This is a genomic window from Colwellia sp. Bg11-12 (assembly GCF_014076955.1).
In the GTDB taxonomy this organism is placed as follows: domain Bacteria; phylum Pseudomonadota; class Gammaproteobacteria; order Enterobacterales; family Alteromonadaceae; genus Colwellia_A.
Genome location: NZ_JACGUZ010000079.1, coordinates 1 through 23098 on the forward strand (window position 1 = coordinate 1; position 23098 = coordinate 23098).

The 23098-nt window shown below is 38.6% G+C and carries 18 protein-coding genes; 14 read left to right on the forward strand and 4 right to left on the reverse strand.

Annotation, left to right across the window (positions count from 1 at the left end; all coding sequences use genetic code 11):
• From putA to H4J39_RS16000, 5 genes are all read left to right on the forward strand, one after another.
• Window positions 1-2952: bifunctional proline dehydrogenase/L-glutamate gamma-semialdehyde dehydrogenase PutA (gene putA / locus H4J39_RS15980; RefSeq protein WP_182229357.1), on the forward strand; the 2952-nt coding region annotated here is incomplete at its 5' end.
• 403 nt (window positions 2953-3355) lie between these two features.
• Window positions 3356-3826: a Dps family protein gene (locus tag H4J39_RS15985; RefSeq protein WP_182229436.1), complete on the forward strand. Its 471-nt coding sequence runs from the start codon at window positions 3356-3358 to the stop codon at window positions 3824-3826.
• A gap of 90 nt (window positions 3827-3916) precedes the next feature.
• Window positions 3917-5035, forward strand: coding sequence for an efflux RND transporter periplasmic adaptor subunit (locus tag H4J39_RS15990; RefSeq protein WP_182229358.1), 1119 nt, complete (start codon window positions 3917-3919; stop codon window positions 5033-5035).
• Window positions 5036-5037: 2 nt separating this feature from the next.
• On the forward strand, window positions 5038-8079 hold the full coding sequence (locus tag H4J39_RS15995) for an efflux RND transporter permease subunit (RefSeq protein WP_182229359.1): 3042 nt from the start codon (window positions 5038-5040) through the stop codon (window positions 8077-8079).
• Between the two features lie 243 nt (window positions 8080-8322).
• Window positions 8323-9051, forward strand: coding sequence for a PRC-barrel domain-containing protein (locus H4J39_RS16000; protein WP_182229360.1), 729 nt, complete (start codon window positions 8323-8325; stop codon window positions 9049-9051).
• 564 nt (window positions 9052-9615) lie between these two features.
• Here the strand turns inward: H4J39_RS16000 and H4J39_RS16005 are convergent.
• Entirely contained in the window at window positions 9616-9831 is a 216-nt protein-coding gene (locus H4J39_RS16005; RefSeq protein ID WP_182229361.1) for a hypothetical protein, read from the reverse strand.
• A 452-nt stretch (window positions 9832-10283) separates the two neighbouring features.
• Between H4J39_RS16005 and H4J39_RS16010 the strand changes: the two genes are divergently transcribed.
• The 3 genes from H4J39_RS16010 (at window position 10284) to adhP (ending at window position 13664) form a co-directional block, all read left to right on the forward strand.
• The gene (locus tag H4J39_RS16010; protein WP_182229362.1) at window positions 10284-10739 is read left to right on the forward strand and encodes a hypothetical protein; all 456 of its coding nucleotides are present in this window, start codon (window positions 10284-10286) and stop codon (window positions 10737-10739) included.
• Between the two features lie 136 nt (window positions 10740-10875).
• Entirely contained in the window at window positions 10876-12393 is a 1518-nt protein-coding gene (nhaC, locus tag H4J39_RS16015; protein ID WP_182229363.1) for a Na+/H+ antiporter NhaC, read from the forward strand.
• 260 nt (window positions 12394-12653) lie between these two features.
• Window positions 12654-13664: an alcohol dehydrogenase AdhP gene (gene adhP / locus H4J39_RS16020; protein WP_182229364.1), complete on the forward strand. Its 1011-nt coding sequence runs from the start codon at window positions 12654-12656 to the stop codon at window positions 13662-13664.
• Between the two features lie 199 nt (window positions 13665-13863).
• On the opposite strand, the gene katG is transcribed toward adhP, so the two are convergent.
• Window positions 13864-16086: a catalase/peroxidase HPI gene (gene katG / locus H4J39_RS16025; RefSeq protein WP_182229365.1), complete on the reverse strand. Its 2223-nt coding sequence runs from the start codon at window positions 16084-16086 to the stop codon at window positions 13864-13866.
• Window positions 16087-16526: 440 nt separating this feature from the next.
• Between katG and H4J39_RS16030 the strand changes: the two genes are divergently transcribed.
• From H4J39_RS16030 to H4J39_RS16055, 6 genes are all read left to right on the forward strand, one after another.
• Complete coding sequence (locus H4J39_RS16030; RefSeq protein WP_182229366.1) at window positions 16527-17519, forward strand: permease; 993 nt, start codon at window positions 16527-16529, stop codon at window positions 17517-17519.
• Between the two features lie 11 nt (window positions 17520-17530).
• Complete coding sequence (locus H4J39_RS16035; RefSeq protein ID WP_182229367.1) at window positions 17531-17770, forward strand: thioredoxin family protein; 240 nt, start codon at window positions 17531-17533, stop codon at window positions 17768-17770.
• A gap of 559 nt (window positions 17771-18329) precedes the next feature.
• Window positions 18330-19193: an alpha/beta hydrolase gene (locus tag H4J39_RS16040; RefSeq protein WP_182229368.1), complete on the forward strand. Its 864-nt coding sequence runs from the start codon at window positions 18330-18332 to the stop codon at window positions 19191-19193.
• Window positions 19194-19373: 180 nt separating this feature from the next.
• Complete coding sequence (locus H4J39_RS16045) at window positions 19374-19772, forward strand: hypothetical protein (RefSeq protein WP_182229369.1); 399 nt, start codon at window positions 19374-19376, stop codon at window positions 19770-19772.
• A gap of 108 nt (window positions 19773-19880) precedes the next feature.
• Window positions 19881-20285: a ribonuclease E inhibitor RraB gene (locus H4J39_RS16050; protein WP_182229370.1), complete on the forward strand. Its 405-nt coding sequence runs from the start codon at window positions 19881-19883 to the stop codon at window positions 20283-20285.
• 33 nt (window positions 20286-20318) lie between these two features.
• Window positions 20319-20861 carry a CPBP family intramembrane glutamic endopeptidase gene (locus H4J39_RS16055; RefSeq protein ID WP_182229371.1) on the forward strand — a complete coding sequence of 181 codons (543 nt, stop codon included), beginning with the start codon at window positions 20319-20321 and terminating at the stop codon, window positions 20859-20861.
• Between the two features lie 248 nt (window positions 20862-21109).
• Here H4J39_RS16055 and H4J39_RS16060 read toward each other — a convergent pair whose 3' ends face one another.
• Window positions 21110-21871: an ABC transporter permease gene (locus H4J39_RS16060; protein ID WP_182180978.1), complete on the reverse strand. Its 762-nt coding sequence runs from the start codon at window positions 21869-21871 to the stop codon at window positions 21110-21112.
• On the reverse strand, window positions 21868-22794 hold the full coding sequence (locus H4J39_RS16065; RefSeq protein ID WP_182229372.1) for an ABC transporter ATP-binding protein: 927 nt from the start codon (window positions 22792-22794) through the stop codon (window positions 21868-21870). Before H4J39_RS16065 ends, H4J39_RS16060 begins: the two co-directional genes overlap by 4 nt.
• Between the last annotated feature and the right edge of the window lie 304 nt (window positions 22795-23098).

The window sequence follows — 23098 nt, forward strand, 5'->3', positions numbered from 1 at the left end:
ACCGTTGATGCAGAAGAATCTGAACGTTTAGATATATCACTTGATATTATTGAAGCTGTTTTTAGTGATGATGATTTAGCCGATTGGACTGGCTTTGGTATGGCATTACAAGCTTATCAAAAACGGGCTATTTTTGTCGTTGATTGGTTACGTGAATTAACGGTGCGAGTTGACCGAAAAATGATGGTCCGCTTAGTGAAAGGCGCTTATTGGGATACTGAAATTAAAAATGCTCAAAAAGATGGCCATCAGCATTTCACTGTATTTACGCGAAAATCTTCTACTGATGTTTCTTTCCGCGCTTGTGCAAAGAAATTATTAGCCTATCGAGATACCATTTACCCACAGTTTGCTACGCATAATGCATACACTGTTGCCGCTATTCTTGAACTCGTTGATGACAATAAAGAGGGGTTTGAATTTCAATGTTTACATGGCATGGGAAACTCTTTGTATGATCAAATAGTTTCTAGTGAAAATATTCAATGTCGCATCTACGCCCCAGTTGGTCATCATGAAGAGCTATTAGCTTATTTAGTCCGTCGTTTGCTAGAAAATGGTGCCAACTCTTCTTTTGTTAATGCCATTGTTGATGAGACTCAACCGGTTGAATCTTTACTGAGAGATCCCGTTGAAAAAACGCAGCGTTTAAAAGATAAATATAACAACCAAATCACCAAACCCATAGCCTTATACCATGATGAAAAAGGTCTCGGTCGTGATAATTCTAAAGGCGTCGATTTAGCTGATATTAATACAATCACACCCTTAAAGTCGTTTTTAGATAGCTGGTTTACTGATCATCTACTCTCTGAAAGTAACGTTCCAGAAGGGGCTTTTGCCGTTAAAAATCCTGCAAACCAAACTGAAATAATAGGCTTTTATCGTCATCACAACAAAGATGAAATGCTGGCAATGATAACGTTGGCTAAAACAGCATTTTTATCATGGTCACAAACGCCAGTATCTGAACGCGCAGCGTTATTGTGCCGTGTTGCCGATATTCTTGAACATCATATGGACGAGCTTATCGCCTTATGTATTAAAGAAGCGGGAAAAACAGCTCAAGATGGCATCGATGAAGTACGTGAAGCGGTTGATTTTTGTCGCTATTATGCTGAAAACGCTATTGACCTTGCAGAAGACGAACGTTTCGAAGCTCGTGGTGTAGTGCTCTGTATCAGCCCATGGAATTTCCCATTAGCGATATTTTTAGGGCAGATTGCTGCAGCCATTGTCACGGGTAATACAGTATTGGCAAAACCTGCTGAACAAACCAGTTTAATTGCGCTGCGCACCATTGAACTGATGAAATCTGTTGGACTACCTGAAGGCGTTGTACAAGGAGTTATTGCCCGTGGTAGTAAAGTGGGTAGTGTGATTATTCCAGATGATCGTATTAAAACCGTTATTTTTACTGGCTCTACTGACACAGCAACAATAATTTCGCAAACGTTGGCTGATAGAGGTGGCGATCAAGTCCCTTTTATCGCTGAAACGGGTGGACAAAATTGTATGATAGTTGACTCAACTGCCTTGCCTGAGCAAGTTGTTGACGATGTTATTTCTTCAGGATTTCAATCGGCAGGTCAGCGCTGCTCTGCGCTTCGGGTATTATTTTTACAAGAAGATATTGCTGATAATGTGATTTTGATGCTTAAAGGCGCCTTAGCAGAATTAGATGTCGGTAATCCAGAGTACTTAAGCACTGACGTAGGACCCGTTATAGATAAAAAAGCACTCGGCGTTCTAAATGCACACAGTGATTATATGAAAACACATGGTCAGTTATTATACCAATGTGAAATATCTGCTGAGGTAGAAAATAATGAGCATTTCTTTTTTGCACCGCGCCTTTATGAAATCGAAGATATTAGCGTGTTAGAAAAAGAAGTTTTTGGTCCTTGTGTGCACATTGTACGTTTTAAAGGCAATGAGATAGAAGCGGTTATCGATAAAATTAATGGTACAGGTTTTGGTTTAACCATGGGTATTCATACGCGTATTGAACACCGCGCCTTTGATTTAGCTAAGCGGTCACGTGCCGGTAATGTTTATATCAACCGTAATATCATTGGCGCCATTGTTGGTGTACAACCTTTTGGTGGTCGAGGTCTTTCTGGTACTGGGCCAAAAGCAGGAGGTCCCAATTATTTAACGCGCTTAGTGAAAGAAAAATCTACCCCTGATGCGGCGAAACTTAATATATCGCCATCACAAGAGGCAGTGTTAGAGGGAGATGAAAGTGATGAAAAAGAAGCGATTTTACTTATGGATAAGGCCGATGTCGCGCAAAAGTGCTGGCGTTTAACTGAGTTAAATACGCGTATTTCTTGCGTGCGTCAATTGTTAGCCAAAATTGCTCATGTTGATATTGTTGATGATTTATTTGATGACCTAAATCTTACGTTAACAGCGGCTCGTGAACAATTAATACGAATTGAAAAACACCTAATAAAGCCCTTAACTTTACCTGGGCCAACAGGTGAGTCTAATATGTTGTATTTAGAAAACCGCGGTAATATTATTTGCTTTGCGGATAAGAATGTTAGCTTTCAGTTTTTGTTGATGTCTATTATAACGTCGTTGGCAACGGGTAATACAGTTATTACGGTTGTATCTGATTTATTTTATGAGGAAGCTTTAGCCTTTAGAGATAAGTTCGTTGCAACAGGCGAAGATGAAAATGTTTTTCAAGTTGCTAAGTTATGTCATTTATCAACGCTGTTGGCGCATCCTGCTTTGTCAGGTGTTGTTGTTGATAGTCATTGCGACCGAAAACATTATATCAGTGAGAAGTTAGCCGAACGCCAAGGCGCAATATTACCGGTGATCAGTTCTGAATATTTGGATAATTTAATTCAGCGTCTATTAACAGAAAAATCAGTTAGCATTGATACTACTGCCGCGGGTGGTAATACATCGCTTATGACCTTAGAAGAGGAAAATTAGTTATTGATCCATTGTTAGCCGTTAGGGATTGTTATAAATTTACAATAAATATCGGCAGGCAACCTACAGCCAATATAGCTATCCCCCATATACTCATTAGCCAAACGTTTTTTTGTTCGATATCGCACAGAGCCTCATTCGATAAAGTTATACAATCTGTTTGTGGTGGAGCGGAAAAAATCGCCCCCCTATACTGATTTTCTTAATGAAAAAAAGTTACTAAAACGACGTCTCGTTTTTTATTCTAAGGTGTTTTGTCGACGAAGCCACCGATCAAAGTCAGGTTACGTAGACCCAGCATAGATAAGAATATTTCATAATCGTTATCTCAATTTTTACGTTGAGTAAGTTAGCTATTTAGAAAAATAAACATCACATCAATAAACAAAAAGGAAAAGTAATGATGAGCAACATTGATATTGGTATTGACGAAAAAGATAGAAACAAAATTGCTGAAGGATTAAAAAACTTACTAGCAGACTCTTATACGCTTTATTTACAAACACATAACTTTCACTGGAATGTTACGGGGTTAAGGTTTAGAGAGTTACACTTAATGTTTGAGGATCAATATACAGAATTGGCAATTGCTGTAGACGACATTGCTGAACGTATTAGAACGCTTGGTATTGCCGCGCCAGGCACTTATAAAGAATTTTCCAGATTAAGCTCAATCCACGAGGTGGATGGTGTTCCTAATGCCACGGAAATGATTGCAGTATTAACTGTTGGGCATGAAACAATTATAAAGACCGCACGTGACGTTTTAAAAGTGGCTCACCAATTAGACGATGAATCAACGGTATCGCTTGTTTCTGACCGAATGCGAATTCATGAAAAAACATCGTGGATGCTAAGAGCTTCAAATAAGTAGGTTGAGGATTCACTCTTCAATTTTCTGAAATTAAATTCGTTATGTATCTCAACGTTATTCACCTATTTTACTCAAAAGGATATCACCAGAATGGGCACTTTTTCACGCTTTGCAATGGCTATAGTTTTACTGCTTGTTTTGCTTGGTGGCGTATTCGGCTACAAGTTCTATCAACTAGATCAAATAAAGGCGAAATTCTCTCAGCCACGACCACCTGCGGTTGTTGAAGCCACAGAGGTTGTTATTGCTAGCTGGCAAACGAGCATTCAATCAATTGGCAGTATTAGGGCTATAAATGGTGTCCGGATCGCCAATGAGATGCCTGGCGTTGTGACTGAGGTTTTATTCGAATCGGGTCAGCGTGTTGAAAAAGGTGATATCCTTATTCGACTGAATAGCGAAATAGAACAAGCCGTACTTAAAAAAAGTAGGGCTGAGGAACAGCTTGCATCGAAAGAATTCCAACATCACGTCGAACTGATTTCCACACGAGCTGTTTCACAGTTAGCCTATGATAAAGCTAAGGCTGCGGAAGATTCTGCCAGAGCAAGGGTGCAAGAGGCAGAGGCACAACTTGGCAAAAAAGTCATTACAGCACCATTCAATGGTGTTCTCGGACTCCGTTTAGCCGACATTGGCCAATATCTATTCGTAGGTACGCCTATCGTTGAAATCAATATGCTTAACCCAATTCTTGTCGAATATACACTTTCTGAAATAGAGCTGTTCAGTGTTGATATCGGAGATCCTGTTGAAGTCACTGTTGCGGCAAAAGGTTCTGAGGTATTTAAGGGGTCTGTTACCGCTATAAACAGTTCGGTGACACCTGAAACACGGACCGTTAAATTACGTGCTCAGCTTCTTAATTTACAGCAAGGGCTCAAACCTGGAATGTTTGCTACTGTAAGAACCTTCGCAGAAGGTCCACGACAGGTTGTTGCGATCCCAAATACGTCAATATCATTCAACACCTACGGTAACTTTGCCTATGTATTAACAGAAAATTCAGCGGGTCAACTGGTTACTGAGCGCCGGACATTAGAAACAGGTTTTAAACGGGGAAGTATGACCGAAGTTAAGAAAGGGCTTGAAGCTGGAGAGCGTATTATTGCCTCAGGCCTCTTGCGCCTGAGGGCTGGCCAGCAAGTAAAAATCAAGCAGAACGACTCATCACGCGACCCTGATTCTGTTAGCACAGGAGTAAAATAACCATGCGTTTTACAGACATATTCATAAAACGGCCCGTTTTATCCACGGTAGTAAGCTTGCTGATATTACTGGTTGGTGTGCGATCCATCATGGAAATGGAGATCCGCGAATACCCTTTGCTAGAAAGCACTAAAGTCACGGTTACGACTGCATATCCAGGTGCTAGCAGCGAACTAATTCAGGGGTTTATCACCCAGCCTTTGCAGCAGGCCATCGCCGAAGCTAAAGGCATCGACTTCTTAAGCTCTTCGAGTACGCAGGGTTTTTCAACTATCGAAGCACAGATGGAACTTAATTACGATGCTAATGACGCGTTAGCCGAGATCCAATCTAAAGTCGCTAGTCAGCGGAACGCATTACCTGAAAAGGCTCAAGATCCTGTTATAAATTCGACAACAGGTGAAGGTCGCGCGCTTATGTACATCGCTTTCTTCAGTGATACTATGCGGGTTCCAGAGATCACCGATTATCTTGCTCGGGAAGTACAGCCAAAACTACAGGCACTATCGGGTGTTGGTAAAGCTGAACTTTTAGGACGGCGTTTTGCTCTGAGAGTTTGGCTAGACCCCCAAAGACTTGCTGCGGTTAATCTTACCTCTACCGAGATTGTTCAGACCCTGCGCGAAAACAATTATCTCTCTGGTGTTGGACAAACAAAAGGAGAGTTAATAAAGATTAGTCTTACCAGTAACACTAACGTTTCTAACACTGAACAGTTCAAGAATCTTGTTATTAAATCAACTGAAGACACGATTATTCGTCTCAAGGATGTTGCGAGGGTGGAACTTGGATCGCAAACCTACGAGAACATCGCATTATACAAAGGAAAGCCATCGACGTACGTGGCTATTAGCCTTTCTCCAGGCTCAAATCCGCTGTCTGTGGCAGAACGGGTAAAAGAACTTCTACCTGATATTAAATCTCAACTACCGTCTGGTTTACTGGTAGAACTGCCTTATGATGCATCAGAATTTATCGACGATTCAATTAATGAGGTCATTAAAACGCTGATCGAGGCAATAGGTATTGTGCTTGTTATTGTGTTTTTGTGTCTTGGTTCCCTTCGCGCTGCCATCATTCCATCACTAGCGGTTCCACTCTCGCTAATTGGTGGTGCATTTATAATGCTTGTACTGGGTTTCTCACTCAATTTACTGACATTACTTTCACTTGTTCTGGCCATTGGCCTAGTCGTAGACGATGCTATTATTATTGTCGAAAATATCCATCGTCACATCGTTAATGGTAAGTCAAAGAAGGAGGCTGCGATCATTGGCGCGCGTGAAATGGCAAGTCCAATCATTGCGATGACAATCACGCTGGTTGCTGTTTATGCACCTATTGGATTCATGGGAGGGCTAGTTGGCTCGCTATTTACTGAGTTTGCTTTCACGCTTGCAGGTGCGGTCGTTATTTCAGGGATAATCGCCTTGACCTTATCGCCGATGCTAGCTAGCAAGGTACTGAAACCTCATGGAGAGTCGTCGCGTTTTGAAAGTACTGTAGAAGGCTTGTTTGAAAAGCTAGCCAACCTTTATCAGCGCTCATTGACTATCGTAGTTAAGGCGGTGTCACCTGTGATCATGTTTGCATTGGTTGTCCTCGTATCGATTTTTTTTATGGTCATGTTGAGTGAGAAAGAGCTGGCACCCACTGAAGATCGTGGCATTATCCTATTTCAGGGCAAAGGACCACAGACAGCTACCCTTGAATACTTGCAAAAGTATGGCGCTGAAATGCAGACAGCGTTTGAGCAGGTGCCAGGCTACGACGAGACATTTATGCTGGTGGGTATGACAAGCTCAGATGCTGTATTTGGTGGTTTCAAAATGAAGCCTTGGAGCGAACGTGATATATCGCAGTTCGACATAATGCCTCAACTACAGGCATCTGTGGCAAATATTACTGGTTTAAAAACAGCATTATTCCCGATCCCCTCCTTGCCTGGTTCCAGTGGTGGTTTACCTTTTCAGTTTGTAGTGACTTCAGGGAGTGATTTTAATCAGCTTAACCAGGTGGCAGATGAATTGGTTGGAGCCGCCATGCAAAGTGGCAATTTTACCTTCGTGCAAAAATCAATCGATATCGACAAGCCAGTTACTCGGGTAAAGGTTGACAGAGATCGCGCTGCAGATTTAGGTTTGTCGATGGAGGAAATTGGCCAGGAGCTCAGTAGTATGCTTGGCGGTGGCTATATTAATCGTTTTAATATGGAAGGGCGCTCCTACGAAGTTATTCCTCAGGTTGATCGTTACGCTAGGGATAGTGAGCTGGCAATAAACGATTATTACATCCGGGCTGACTCTGGCGAGTTGGTTCCACTTGGCTCGGTCGTTAATTTCGAACATGATGTTGAACCCTCGTCAAGGACACAATTTAATCAGCTAAATTCGATCACAATTGAAGGTATTCCTGCGCCATCAGTCCCCATGGGAGATGCTGTTGGTTTTATGAAAGCCAAGGCTGCTGATATCTTGCCACGGGGTTTTAGCTACGATTTTAAGGGTGAGTCTAGGCAATTCGAAAATTCTGGTAGTGCATTAATCGTTACCTTCTTTATATCGTTACTTGTTATCTACCTTGTACTGGCGGCGCAATTTGAGAGTTGGCGCGATCCCCTTATTATACTGGTGTCTGTACCTATGTCTATTGCAGGCGCTATGGCTTTTATTATGCTTGGTTTTGCTTCAATGAATATTTATACGCAAGTGGGCCTGATCACTCTAATTGGTGTAGTCGCAAAAAATGGTATTCTCATCGTGGAATTCGCGAATACTCTTCAACAGCGAGGGCGCGACAAACGCGACGCTGTAATCGAAGCGGCTGCGATTCGCTTGAGACCCATTATTATGACTTCGCTGGCACTTATTGTGGCTATGATCCCACTATTAATTGCTGTTGGTCCAGGCGCACAGTCGCGCTTTGCGATTGGTATTACTATTGTTGCAGGGCTTGGTATTGGCACTATATTAACATTGTACGTGTTGCCAGCGTTCTACATTGTGCTAGCAAAGAAAATTCAGACGTCAAATCAGGAAGAATAAGGACCTCAAACGACAAATCTACCACTATGCAAGAGTGAACTTTCTTTATAAGAAAGTTCACGTTGATTGAATTTGCCATTATTTATATCTATATCGAGCAGAACAAGCGTATAAATCTCCATATTTTGGAATGAAAATATCAGCCTTAAGTGCGTTGACGTACATACAAAAAAAACTGACCGAGTATGATAAAAGTCATTACTTTCGACAATTAAAGCTTAATTAATATAGAAGGGTAGGACAATGTTACGAAGTCTCAATGAAATTATGCGTTTTCAATTACAAGGTATTGACACAAAAATAGGTCTTTGCAAAGATTTCCTCTTTGACGATAAATTATGGGTAATACGTTACATAGTTCCTGATACTAAAAAATGGCTCTGTGGAGAACGAAAAATATTAATCAGCACAATCTCACTGCAAGAACCTCAGTGGGAACAGTACAAATTCCCTGTTGATTTAACTCAACAAAAAATTAAAAATAGTCCTCCACTTGAGGAACACCAACAAATATCTCATCAATATGAAACTACATTATTTCAATTCTATGGTTATGCTTACTATTGGATGAACGAAGGATTATGGAGGACTTCTCCTAGTCCCAAACCCTTAGTTGATACAAGGTTATCTAAGGATAATACTCAAATAAAATCAGAAGATTGGCATTTACACTCAACCAATGACGTTAAGAAATTTGAGGTCTATGCGAAAGATCAAAAAATTGGCCATATTGAAGACTTTATTTTAAATGACGATAATTGGACTATTTCGTATATCGCCATAGATACGCGTAATTGGGCACCTGGTGGTCGCAAGGTTTTGATTAGTCATAAATGTATTGAGGCAGTCAATTGGACTGACTGTTCTATAACCGTTAATGTAAATGCTGAGAAAATAATGGAAAATCCACCATTCGATCTGGAACGGTTTATTGACCCTGAATATGAAAACGAGCTCCGTAAGTATTATTAAATTTTGTTAAGGGTTAACGGTAGCCGAGGTAAATAAGGGGTGGCTTGCAAGAATGGATATTATATATACCCGTGACCATTCAAAATGCATGTTTCAGTGGGAGAAAATAACGATTTAGATAAGGCATTGATTGCAGAGAATGGTTGTTCCATTCTCAAAATCAATAACGACGTATAAATCGTTTTTAGCCCCATCGGAGAAGCGCTTGAGCAATCCCACTTTATTGTTGGATCAAAGAGAGAGGGAATAACCCTAATTTAATTGATGCGTCTCAAACTGAAATTGCTCAAGCACTCTGAATCGAGCATTTTGAATGATTACGGGTATAACAATACCTTCTCCATTATTAAGCTCGAAATTTTCGTTATACTCTAATGTAGTAACAAGTTAAGTTGATCCATTATTTTAGACCCTAAACCTGCTTCGCGCTGCTTAACATCGTTGGCTTTAGACGCATTCTTGTCAATAAAATAGCCTTCCTTTTTCCTTTCCAGCCCTGTTAGTTAAAAAATAATCCTATTGAATGCGTTGTTATTCGCATTGGCCACTCTTTAACTTGTGATGTTAGTTTTTGAATTTATTCTTTATTGGGCTCTCCTCTATAAGTCTTATTATAGTGGGGTTGTTATTTAGTTTCGCTAAATCGAAAAGATAGCTTTTCTCAAGTGCTTGTATTGGCTGCTTTGCTAATAATTCTTTTACTGATTGTGCTTCTCCATTTGCAATACAAGTTTTTAAAGCCGCAAAAGTCGCGATACTGTGTTCGTTTTTATTACTCATATTAAATCCCAATAGTTACGTTTTGTTAAATTTATTAAGTTATAGGTTACGGCTATTATTTTGCATGGAATGTAAAAATAAATATGTACGCCATCACACAAAGCTTAACGGATTTCTTATTTTTAAAGCTTACTAACCCCCCTGTATTCTCTATATTCTCAGTAGTGAAGATAATATTAAAATGTGTATGTTGGCGGTATAAGGAATATCTCCCTTTAGGATTTTTATAACTCTAAAAATTGATCTTTTTTCTGATACATCAATATTTAAGTATGTGCGCTAGCGCACATCTAACAGGCTGATATTTTGTTACTTTGAGATGTAAAAATAATTCCTACATGACGAAATCATTCATGAATCAAAAAGTTCAAGTGGCGTTGTTTAATTTATAAGTTGATCGTTATGTTCTTCGAAAAGTAGGCACACAGAAATCCAGAATAGAAAGGAAAGTTATGCGTTATCACCAATTAAGTGAAGTATTTAAACACCTAATAACATTGAATACCGCAACGTTAGCGTTTTATGAGAGAAGTCTTAAAGTGACAGAGCAAGAACGCGCTAGGATGTTTTTACATTATTTATCAGACAAGCAAAAAATCAGAAACCAATATTTAATGACCTCATTGATAGAGGCGCCTGTTAAAACATTTGAAATGTGGTTTGATGATGATATTGACGAGCAGTTATTAGTATATATAGAAACACTAGCGTTACCTCCTAATGCAAACAGTGAAAAAATAACCACTGTAATGCTAGAGGTAAATGAGAAGATAGAAATGTGGCTAAGATCCATTTTACCATTAATAATCAACAGTTATAGTAAAGAGTATCTTCAGGATTTGATCAATGATTTACATCAAAAAAATCAGCAAATAATGCATGGCCTCCAAAGGATGAATGATGTGTGACCTTACCTTTGTTATCCTTTATGTCCACGATGTGGTGACTCTTTCAAAGCCGTAACAAGTTAATTGGCCTATTATTTCACCCATCACGATGACTATTCTGGACCTAATCTATGAATAAAAAACATGAGGTATTTAAATGAAACGGACAGAAAATGCAAATCCGGGTTTATTACTTGCCTTGACGCCTGTCGTGTTAACTCTGCTTATTCTTGGGACACAAATATTTTACTTTGGCGTTTTCGAACCACACATTCCTCTTGCCATTGGTTTAGCCATTACCAGTATTGTTGGCATTAAGTTAGGGCTGAAATGGAAAGATATTGAAAGAGGAATTTTTCACGTTATTCACGTCGCTTTACCTTCAGTGTCTGTTTTAATAACGGTTGGGATGATTATTGGGGTTTGGATTGCTAGCGGTACGGTACCCAGCATTATTTATTATGGCTTAAAGGTCCTTTCGCCTGAAATATTTCTGGCTGCGGGTATGGTCATTTGTGCTGTTGTTTCACTTTCTCTCGGCACTAGCTGGGCGAGCGTCGGAACGGTTGGTTTAGCCTTAATGGGCATTGGCGAAGGCTTTAACATTCCTGCATATTGGACAGCTGGCGCTGTAGTTTCTGGTGCATTTTTTGGTGATAAAATTTCACCACTTTCCGACACAACTAATTTGGCCCCTGCAGTAACCGGAACCGATGTCTTTTCTCATATAAAAAATATGATGGCAACGACCATCCCAGCTATGCTTATCGCTCTTATCATCTATTTGTTGGTTGGATTTTTCGTCATAGACACTCAAAGCATTTCATTTGAAAAAATTGACGCTATCACTAACACCCTAGACGAAAACTTTTATATTTCAGGATGGGTATTGTTACCCGCTTTGGTTGTCATGGGTTTAGCGATAAAAAAATATCCCCCCATGCCATCATTATTCGCTGGCGTTGTTGCGGGTGGTGCAACGGCAATGATTGTTCAGGGGCAGAGCCTGCAATCAATTTTTGATTTTGCCAATAATGGCTACTCAATAAGTACCGGGATTGAAGAAATTGACAGCTTGTTAAATCGGGGGGGGATACAATCGATGATGTGGACTATTTCTTTGATATTAATTGCGCTGGGGTTTGGCGGTGCGCTCGAAAAAACAGGTTGTTTGAAATCAATTATTAATGCCATAAAGAGCAAGGTTAGTAGTTTTGCCGGCATTCAAACCGCGGCTATTGGCACTGCCTTTGCGACGAACCTAGTTGCCGGTGACCCTTACTTATCGATTGCTTTACCAGGGCGAATGTACTCGCCTGTTTATCGTGGTATGGGTTATTCAACATTAAATCTATCACGTGGAATCGAAGAAGGTGGAACATTAATGTCTCCGCTAATTCCATGGAATGCGGGTGGTGCATTTGTAATTTCAGCGCTCGGTCTAGGTATTGCTGATGGCAATATAGAAAACCTTTTGTATATCCCCCTTGCTTTTGCCTGCTGGATGGCACCGATTATTGGAATTTTCTATGCTTTTACTGGATTATTCTCGCCCAAAGCAACCGAAGAAGAAAGAGAACATTGGGAATCTTCTGGTGAAGCGATAGCAGAATTTAATGCTGATGGTACACCAAAAGTCGAAGATACTGAAAAAGACAATGTAGTTAATAAGTAAAATAACATTGGGCCATAGCAGTAGCTTATAATTTAGGTGTGAACAAATTGTAAGCACGGTTTAGCGTATTAAAATTAATAGCACGACAACAAAGTGACTCTCCCTTCAATGACTTTATCGTAAAGTGAATGTTGTTTTTTAATCATTTATATAGCAAATACTCACAATTTCAGTCGTTTTATTGTTCTATGTCGTAGTTTTATAAAATGTGGGGATTATACTATTATTTTACACATTATTATCGTTAGGGGATTTACGTAATGAAAGCAGCCGTGATTCATCAGTTTAAAGAGAAGCTTGAGATTAAACAGCTTGATAAACCTACTATTTCTAGTAAAGAAGTGTTGGTAAAAATTCATGCTTGTGGTGTTTGTCATACAGATTTACATGCGTGTCATGGAGATTGGCCGGTAAAACCTAAAATGCCACTCGTACCTGGTCATGAAGGCGTAGGAGAAATTGTTGAAGTAGGGGAACAAGTAACACACCTTAAACTTGGCGATCGCGTGGGCATACCTTGGCTTTATAGTGCTTGTGGATATTGTGACTACTGTTTAACTGGAGATGAAAATTTATGTTTATCTCAGCAAAATGCGGGTTACTCTGTTGATGGTAGTTATGCTGAATATTGTAAAGCAGACGCGAGCTATGTGGTAAAAATACCCGATGGTATTAATTATGTTGATGCAGCCCCTTTATTTTGTGCGGGCGTTACCACTTATAAAGCCTTGAAAGTTTCTACTGCTAAGCCTGGTGAATGGGTCGCCATTTTTGGTATTGGTGGTTTAGGACATTTGGCGGTGCAATATGCAGTCGCTATGGGATTAAATGTTATTGCCATTGATACAGGAACAGATAAATTAACCCTTGCTAAAGACCTTGGTGCTGCAATTTGTTTAGACTTTAAATGTGATGATGTCGTTGCACAAGTGCTCGCTAAAACAGGTGGTGTTCACGCCAGTATATGCACCGCTGTTAGTAAAAGCGGATTTGAACAAAGTTATAAAGTTATTCGCCGTGGCGGTAAGTGTGTTTTAGTTGGCTTGCCTGCTGAAGATATGCCATTACCGATATTTGACACGGTATTAAATGGTGTGAGCGTTGTGGGCTCTATTGTAGGGACACGTAAAGATTTAATTGAGTGCTTAGACTTTGCCGCCCGTGGAAAAGTTAAGGCTATTACCATTGAAAAGTCACTGGAAGATATCAATGATATTTTTGACGATATGGTCAAAGGGGAAATTGTAGGTCGAGTGGTGATGAAATTTTAATGATCGTTCTTGTTGCTAAAGAGCTTGTTACTGCCACTTAGATAGCTTTTTTTGTGGGGTGGGGACGATAATAATAAAAATGATTAAATCATCAGTTAAACTCGTTATTAGTTAAGCTAGTCATAAGGTTAATTGAGTGATAAGTAAAGCAGCTAATCGCCAGTGGCGGTTAGCTGCTTTGTTTAAAGCGTTATTGAACTTATTTCAAGTCAAATCGGTCTAATTGCATGACTTTAACCCATGCTTTGACAAAGTCGTTAACAAACTTTTTATCCGCATCGTCAGAGGCATAAACTTCAGCAATCGCTCTTAATTCAGAATTTGAGCCAAAGATAAGATCAACAGGTGTTGCTTGCCATTTAACTTTACTTGTAACACGGTCATGACCAACATAAACACCTTCAGTAGACTTATCTTTAGTCCACACGGTAGACATATCAAGTAAGTTTACAAAGAAATCATTGGTTAACACACCGGGTTTATTAGTGAATACGCCATAAGACGAACCATCATAGTTTGCATCAAGCGCACGCATACCTCCCACAAGTACGGTCATTTCAGGCACATTTAACCCCAAAGTATTTGCTTTATCTACTAACATTTCTGTTGGTGACATATAGCTTTCTGTCGAGTAAAAGTTACGAAATCCGTCAGCATTAGGTGCTAAATAATTAAATGACTTCACGCTTGTTTGAGCTTGTGTCGCATCGGCGCGGCCAGGTACAAAAGGTACAGATACTGATTTACCTGCTTTTTCGGCTGCGTTTTCAATGGCGGTAGCACCACCTAATACGATCAAGTCAGCTAACGATACTTGCTGCTTAGTTGATTGCTTGTTGTATTTGTCTTGAATCGTTTTAAGTGTCGTTAAGACTTTATTTAACGCTTTGGGACTATTTACCGGCCAACTATTTTGAGGTTCAAGGTTAATTCGAGCACCATTGGCGCCGCCGCGCATATCTGTTACACGGTGGCTTGACGCTGAAGCCCAAGCCGTTCTGATTAATTCAGCCGTGGTTAAGCCCGACTGCGTTATTTGCTTTTTAAGCGCAGCAATATCTTGAACGTTAATCGCTTGGTAGCTTATATCAGGAATAGGGTCTTGCCACGTTAGCACTTCGCTTGGCACTTCTGTACCCACGTATCTTGCGCGAGGTCCCATATCACGGTGAGTTAACTTAAACCAAGCCCTAGCAAAGGCTTTTTCAAACTCAGCAGGCTCTGCTCTAAAGCGTTCAACAATTTTACGAAATTCAGGATCTTCTTTTAAGGCAATATCGGTGGTAAACATAATAGGGGCATTACGTTTATTAGGAATATGCGCGTCAGGCACTAAATTAACAGCTGCTTTATTTTCGGGTGTCCATTGTTTACCACCAGCAGGGCTTTTAGTGAGCACCCAATTGAAGTTCATTAAGTTATCAAGATAGTTTGTTGACCATTGTGTAGGGGTTGTTGTCCAAGCGCCTTCTAGGCCGCTTGTTATAGTATCAGCGCCAACACCGCTGTCGCATTTATTTTTCCAACCTAAGCCTTGTTCTTCAATGTCGGCCGCCGCAGGTTCTGCACCCACACATCCGCTTGGTTTTTTAGCGCCGTGCGCCTTACCAAAGGTATGTCCACCGGCACTTAAAGCGACAATTTCTTCGTCATTCATCGCCATACGTCCAAATGACATTCTAATGTCTTGAGCCGCTAGAAGTGGATCAGGTTTACCATGAGGGCCTTCAGGGTTAACATAGATCAAGCCCATTTCCACAGCAGCAAGTGGGCCTTTAAGTTTGCCTTTTTTATCGCGACGTTTATCAGTAAGCATCGCAGTTTCAGCTCCCCAGTAAACTAAGTCAGGTTCCCAATCGTCTGTTCTACCGCCAGCAAAACCAAAGGTTTTAAAGCCCATAGACTCAAGCGCTACATTACCTGAAAGCACCATTAGATCAGCCCAAGAAATACTACGACCGTACTTTTGTTTAACAGGCCACAATAATCGACGTGCTTTATCTAAGTTAGCATTATCTGGCCAACTATTGAGGGGCTCAAAACGTTGTTGCCCACCAGATGAACCGCCACGACCGTCATGCACACGATACACACCAGCGCTATGCCAAGCCATACGGATCATTAAGGGGCCATAATGTCCCCAATCTGCTGGCCACCAGGCTTTTGAGTCAGTCAGAGTGGTTTGAATATCTTTTTTAAGCTGAGTTAAATCAACATTGCTAAATTCTTTCGCATAATTAAATTGCTCGCCATAAGGGTTTGATTCAGCACTATGTTGACGTAATGGGCTTAAACTTAACTTTTCTGGCCACCAAAATTCATTTGTTTTTATTTGATTGCCTGCTAAGGCTTTTGAAGGCATGACCATTGCGCATAAGGCAACTGAAATTGCCGCTGCAATAGGGAGTGTTTTGTTAAACATTGTATATTCCTTGCTTTTAATAAGTGGGTTATAAGATTCATCTAAAGCATAGGAACAATATGGTAATTTGAATAGTTGATTTAATTGAAGATAATGTTCTATTTTTACAGACTATCAATTTAAATAACCGCAAAAAAAACTTGCTACAAGGACTATACCGCTTGGCGATAGAGGCTTAACCTATCACTTACATCACCTTCAGTTAGGCGATAAAGTGACTAACAGTTGAATGCTATTTAAGCATTTAATCGCGTGTAATATGATTATGATCAGTATATACAACGATTTATTAATTTATAATATAGGCGTTTCAAAAATATATTTTATTGTGTTTTATTTCCAGTTATTTGTTGTAATAACGCTTAAAGGTAAAATATTGAAACTCTTATTGTATTGTTATAGTTAATTATTAATAGTAAAAAGGCCTATTAGGGACACTCATGTTTGAAATTTTTACAGATATAGCCTCATGGTTAGTTGTTGATGTGTTTGGTTTATCAAAAGCAACAAAGTTAGGTGATGCTCTTCATTTTTTTATTGAAGATACCACTAAGATATTCTTTTTATTGCTTGTCATGATTTACGCGATTGCCTTGTTAAGAGCATCGATGAATGTCGAGCGTGTTCGTGACTATTTAGCGGGTAAGCACAAAGGGGTAGGTTATATATTAGGCTCTAGTTTTGGCGCAATAACACCATTTTGCTCTTGCTCAAGTATTCCAGTATTTTTGGGTTTTACCTCTGCTGGTATCCCTGTTGGGATAACAATGTCGTTTCTGATTACCTCTCCACTTATCAACGAAGTGGCAGTTTTATTATTACTGAGTTTATTGGGGTGGAAGTTTACGCTGCTTTACGTGGTGGTTGGCATGTCGGTTGGAATACTCGGGGGTGTTTTTCTTGATGCTATTAAAGCTGAACGTTGGTTGGAGTCTTTTGCGGCAAAAGCATTAGAACGAGGTAAAAATACAGTGAATACAACAACAGCACAACACGCTAAATCGTTATCTTTAGAAGAAAGACATGCTTTTGCAAAAGAAGAAACCTTAGAAATATTTAGCCGAGTATGGAAATGGGTCATCATTGGTGTTGGCTTAGGGGCAGCTTTACATGGTTTTGTTCCTGACGGTTGGATCCAAGAGCATTTAGGTGATGGCCAATGGTGGTCGGTTCCTTCAGCGGTATTACTTGGCATACCATTATATTCTAATGCTACGGGTGTTATTCCAGTGATGGAAAGTTTAATTAAACAAGGACTTCCTATAGGTACAACACTGGCTTTTTGTATGAGTACGGTTGCAGCGAGTTTTCCTGAGTTTATTCTATTAAAGCAAGTGATGCAGTGGCGATTATTAGCCATACTTTTTATATTATTGCTGGTTGCATTTACACTCATTGGTTGGATTTTTAACTTTTTAACCCCCTTTATTTAAGGAATATTATAATGAAAGAAGTCAAAGTATTAGGTACAGGATGTACTAAATGTATAAAAACAATTGAGATAATTTCAAAAATAGCAGATGAACTTAATATTGAAGTTCAAATAAATAAAGTGACAGACCCAGAAACTATTATGGGTTATGGCGTAATGACCACGCCAGCAATCATTATTAATGACGTTAATGTTCACAGTGGGTCGATTCCACATAGAAACGAAATTGAGACTTGGTTGCGAGATGATTAATATTTAGCGCTGCACTTAATAGTTAAAATATCTAATAGTAAATAACAAGAAATACGGCAGCTAAACGCGCACTTCAAACATGACTTTAAAATTATTTACCATACATTTTGTATTACTTATTTGGGTTAATAACAATAAGCGATTCTTTGTACGCTTTTACCAAATAAAACACAATAAAAACACCTGTTATCTATAAATACGTGAAAGGAAATCATTAAACACTTTATATACCAGTGAAACAAAGGTATTTATATTATAAATAAAGCAGAAAGTTAATCACCTGTAGAATAAAAGGTTCTTGCGTGTCTAATAAGCGGTTAGCAGGCAACACTAGTTCTTAATTATTCTGGTGGTGTTTTACAATTCACCTCAAAGGATTGGTGTTTGCTTCCTTCTTTTTTATTGTGATTACTTTGTTTATAGATTGTTAATCATTTTGTGTTATTGTTTATCTAGTAAGTTTTGTGGCTAAGTGTTGCGGTAGGTTTGGCTTCTTACTTTCTGAATTTGTCGCTTGATGCGACGTTAGCCGATAAACCAACAAGGAGTGTCGTTTGATATGAAAACGGTCGCAATATTATTTTTTTTACTACTTTCAGGGTGTTCTGCAAACTACACAACTGAATCATTTGTTTACCAAGATGAACAACCAGAAAAACAACTCAATATCACTAAAATTCAAACTGAACTTATTGAAGCGAATATATCAGCTGTTGTCTCAGCTGTCAGTTTAACCGCTGAGGATGGTATTACGCTTAGAGGTGTTAAATTAGTAAACCAAGATGCTTTGGTGAATATTGTTTTTTTCAGTGCCAATGGCATGAAAGTTAGCACGTCATCAAAAATATTAAATAAATTTTCGTTGTTACCCGCAAATGTGATTTGGTTTGATTATCGAGGGATGGGAGTAAGCGATAAAAAAGAGAACTTGTCTCTTAATAGCTTACGATCGGATGCATTAAGAATTTTTGATTTTTCGAAAGGTGAATTCCCCACTAATTTGCAAACAATTATCCATGGATTATCAATGGGGTCTTTAGTTGCAAGTTATGTTGCAGGTAATAAAGAAATAGATGCGTTAATTCTTGATGGTGCCATTAGTACCGTTCCAGAATTAGTAGACAACTTGATGCCTACTTGGTCTAAACCATTTTATTCAGTTAATTTATCAGCTGAATTAGCGAAAATAAATAATATTGATTTAATTAAAGAATATAGTAAACCATTACTTTTCTTAATTGGTGAAGATGATTCAACGACTCCAGTGGTAAACTCGAAAGAACTTTACAATATATCTTCAAGTCTGGTTAAGGTTTTGGCTATCATACCCAATACTGAGCATGGCGAAACAATGAGAAAAGATAAAGCAATAAAAGCATATCAGGACTTCATTAATAAATTGATTTGCTGTAAAAACGGCTAATAAATTACTCAAACGGACGCTAAACAGTTGGCTAGCCTCGTTCCTCGCAATTTTAGCCAACAATTTTTTGCCCAAAATTAGGGTGTTTGCTTTCAGTATTCTTACAAGGATGTAGATATGCTCAATTTTTTGACTAATACAAATCAACCTATAAAATTATACGTTTTTAAAGTTTACTCAGTGGGACTTTTAGTAGGTATACCAATAAGTTTTCTTTTAGATTTTTTATACCCACATCCCGATTTTTTTGTTATCGAATTATCATTAAAATGGTTTATGAAAGTGGTGATTGCGGCTCCAATTATTGAGACAATACTGATGATCCCTATCATCGCGGTAATTAGTAAGTTCACTAAAAGTATTATTCACGTATCTCTAGTTAGTGCTTTTACATGGAGTATTCTTCACTCTTTAGGGTACCCAATACATGGACTAGGGGTTTTTGCTGGATTTTTCTTAATGTCTATGGCGTATCAATATTGGGATGTTCATTCACGTGGTCATGCAATTTTGGTTGCAATGTCAATACATGCGTTAAATAATGGCACGGTATTCGTTTTAAATGCCCTAGAAAGCTAACAAGTCGTTAAAGTGGGACAAATAATAGTTGGCTTTTGCTCCTGCGTCGCTTACTTTAGCCAACAATTTTTTGCCCAAAATTAGGGTGTTATATTACAAGGAAAGTTTGTGCGTAGAATTATATTATTTACATTAGTGCTTTTATCGGTTTGGGGTTGTGCTACTAAAAAGGTAAAGCCTGAACCATCATTATTTAATTACACTGAAATCGATCAAAGTTTAATTGAGTTACTCGTTAGCGAAGGATCGAATGCTAACAAGGAGCACTGGGTAAGTTTCAATGTTGATTGCGAAACCCAAAAGCAAGTTTCTGAAATAATATCAAAAGCAAAGTTAATTGGCTTTGACGATGATTATATATTCTATTCTGAAAAACGTAAACTTTGGTCTTCATCTCTAGGCGTTCCGATGAAATTAAATATAATTGAAATTTCTAAAAGTAGGGCTAAATTAATGCCCTTAATCTCAACTAAGACATGTAGGGTTGGTTGGGGCGCTTCGGTGGTAAAGTAATATAGCAAGCTGTGCAAACGGGACATATTGTAGTTGGCTGGCTCCGCATCACGTTCTAGCCAACAACTTTTGCCCATGATGAGGGCGTTAGCTTTCGATCTAAAGGATGTAGATTTGTTCAAACTATTGGAAAATACCAAGCAACCTCTTAAACTTTATATCTTTAAAGTCTATATATTAGCAATATGTATAGGGTTGCCTATTGTTTTTCTTCTGGACTTTTTATTCCCAAATGCTGAAGTTCCAGACTTTGAATTAGGAATAGAATTAATTGTCGGTGCTGTCTTTATTGGGCCTATCCTAGAAACTCTTTTAATGATTCCTGTCATTTACTTAATCAGAAAAATGACCTCGAACATAGTGTATGTTTCAATAATCAGTGCTCTGATTTGGGGAACTGTTCATTCTCTGCAAGTCCCTTTGTGGGGAATCGGTGTTTTTACTCTTTTTTTCTTGATGTCTATGGCATATCAATATTGGGATACCCATTCAAGAGGTCACGCATTGCTAGTGGTTATGATGATTCATGCTTTAAATAATGCGACAGTTATTCTGTTAGGAGCGCTTGAAAGCTAACAATAAATTCAACAAGAACAAAAGTGATCATGAAGAGTCATTTCATTTGCTGATTTATAATCTCACACATTAAGCGTAGTCGCACATATAGGCAAATGTAGGATATGGATGAGTGTGGTGTTCGCTAATAGTGGTCAACTACCTTTGACCACTATCATAAATATAAACGTTGTTACTAAGCTGTCGATATTTATTGAATGCTAAGAACGGGTGACAATTAACCTTTAACTATATTTAAGTTAATCATATTATCTCTTTATTTGATAACCACTCTTAAATATCCAAGTGACCGCGAGTAAACAAAAAGCTAAAAAGCCACTCATTACAAAAAAGCTTGTCACTAAACTTACGTCAGCGACTTCATAAAAACTCCACCTGAAGCCACTAATCAAATAAAATACGGGGTTAAATTGGGTCACCGTTTGCCAGAATGGTGGCAACATACTAACAGAATAAAAAGTGCCTCCTAAGAAAACAAGTGGGGTAATAACTATAAGCGGGATCACTTGTAGTTTTTCAAAATTGTCAGCCCATATGCCAATAATAAAACCAAATAAACTAAAGGTGATGGCTGTCATGACTAAAAAAAACAACATCCAAAAAGGATGCGCTATTTCAAGCGGGACAAAGAAATGTGCGGTTGCCAAAATAATTAACGCTAATATAATCGATTTAGTCGCAGCGGCCCCCACATACCCTAATAACACTTCAAAAGACGAGACTGGAGCCGACAGTAATTCATAAATAGTGCCGGTAAATTTAGGAAAATAAATACCAAATGACGCATTAGAAATACTTTGTGTTAATAGCGATAACATTATTAACCCAGGTACAATAAAAGCACCGTAGCTAACACCGTCTATTTCAGTGATACGAGACCCAATTGCAGAGCCAAAAACAACAAAATAAAGTGAGGTTGAAATGACCGGAGAAATAATACTTTGAAAAATAGTGCGTTTAGTGCGAGCCATTTCAAATTTATAAATAGCCGCTACAGCGTAACGATTCATGTTGATTCCTTTACTAAAGAGACAAATATATCTTCCAACGAGCTTTGATCTGTTTTGATATCTTTAAAGCCAATGGACGCGGCAGATAAGTGCTGAAGTAACGCAGAAATGCCAGTGTGCTCTTTGGTTGTGTCATAACTATAAATTAATTGCATTCCCTCATTTTGAATCTGTAAATTAAAATCAGCCAAATCCGAAGGTATGTCAGTTAAGGGGTCTTTTAAATCAAGGATCAATTGCTTTTTACCTAACTGATTCATTAACGCTACTTTATCTTCAACTAAAATAAGTTGACCATTTTTAATTACGCCAATACGGTCTGCTATTTCTTCTGCTTCTTCAATGTAATGGGTGGTTAAAATAATAGTCACGCCATCGTTACGTAGTTGCCGTACCAATTCCCACATGTCTTTGCGCAGTTCTACATCAACACCAGCGGTGGGTTCATCTAAAAATAAAATAGCAGGTTCATGAGACAGTGCCTTAGCAATCATCACTCTGCGTTTCATACCGCCAGATAACTCTATCATTTTATTGTCTTTTTTATCCCAAAGTGACAATGACTTAAGTGTTTTCTCAATAAAAGCTGGGTTTGGTTTTTTGCCAAATAAACCTCGACTAAATGAAACTGTCGTCCAAACTGTTTCAAAGGCATCAGTGGTTAACTCTTGTGGAACTAAGCCTATAAGTCTGCGGGTGTGCCGGTAATCAGAGACAATATCTTTACCTGCAACGGTGATTTGTCCTGATGTTGCATTAACAATTCCGCAAATAGCGCTAATGAGTGTCGTTTTACCTGCGCCATTAGGGCCTAGTAAGGCAAAAACTTCAGCAGGTTTTATGGCTAAGTTAATATTATCAAGTGCTTTAAAACCACTCGCATAAACCTTATTAACATCTGTAATTTGAATAATGGGGTGCAATATGTTTTTCCATCAATATTTGAATAGTACTAAGGTATACGAGATGGCCTATTGATGGCTAGGGAAATCATAGAATTAACCGTTAAATTTTTCTACGTACAAGGTACTGTAGATGTTTTATTTACTAAAATATAATAAATCTACATAAATTTTTATTGATGTGAATAAATTCAGTACTGCGCAGTAACGTGAAATGATAATAACCCAACCCATAATAATTTTAACATCTTAAAATTATTGATATTTTTTATTATAGATCATAATGTGATATTAAAAATTATGGCCGTTATTAAACTGGGTGTAA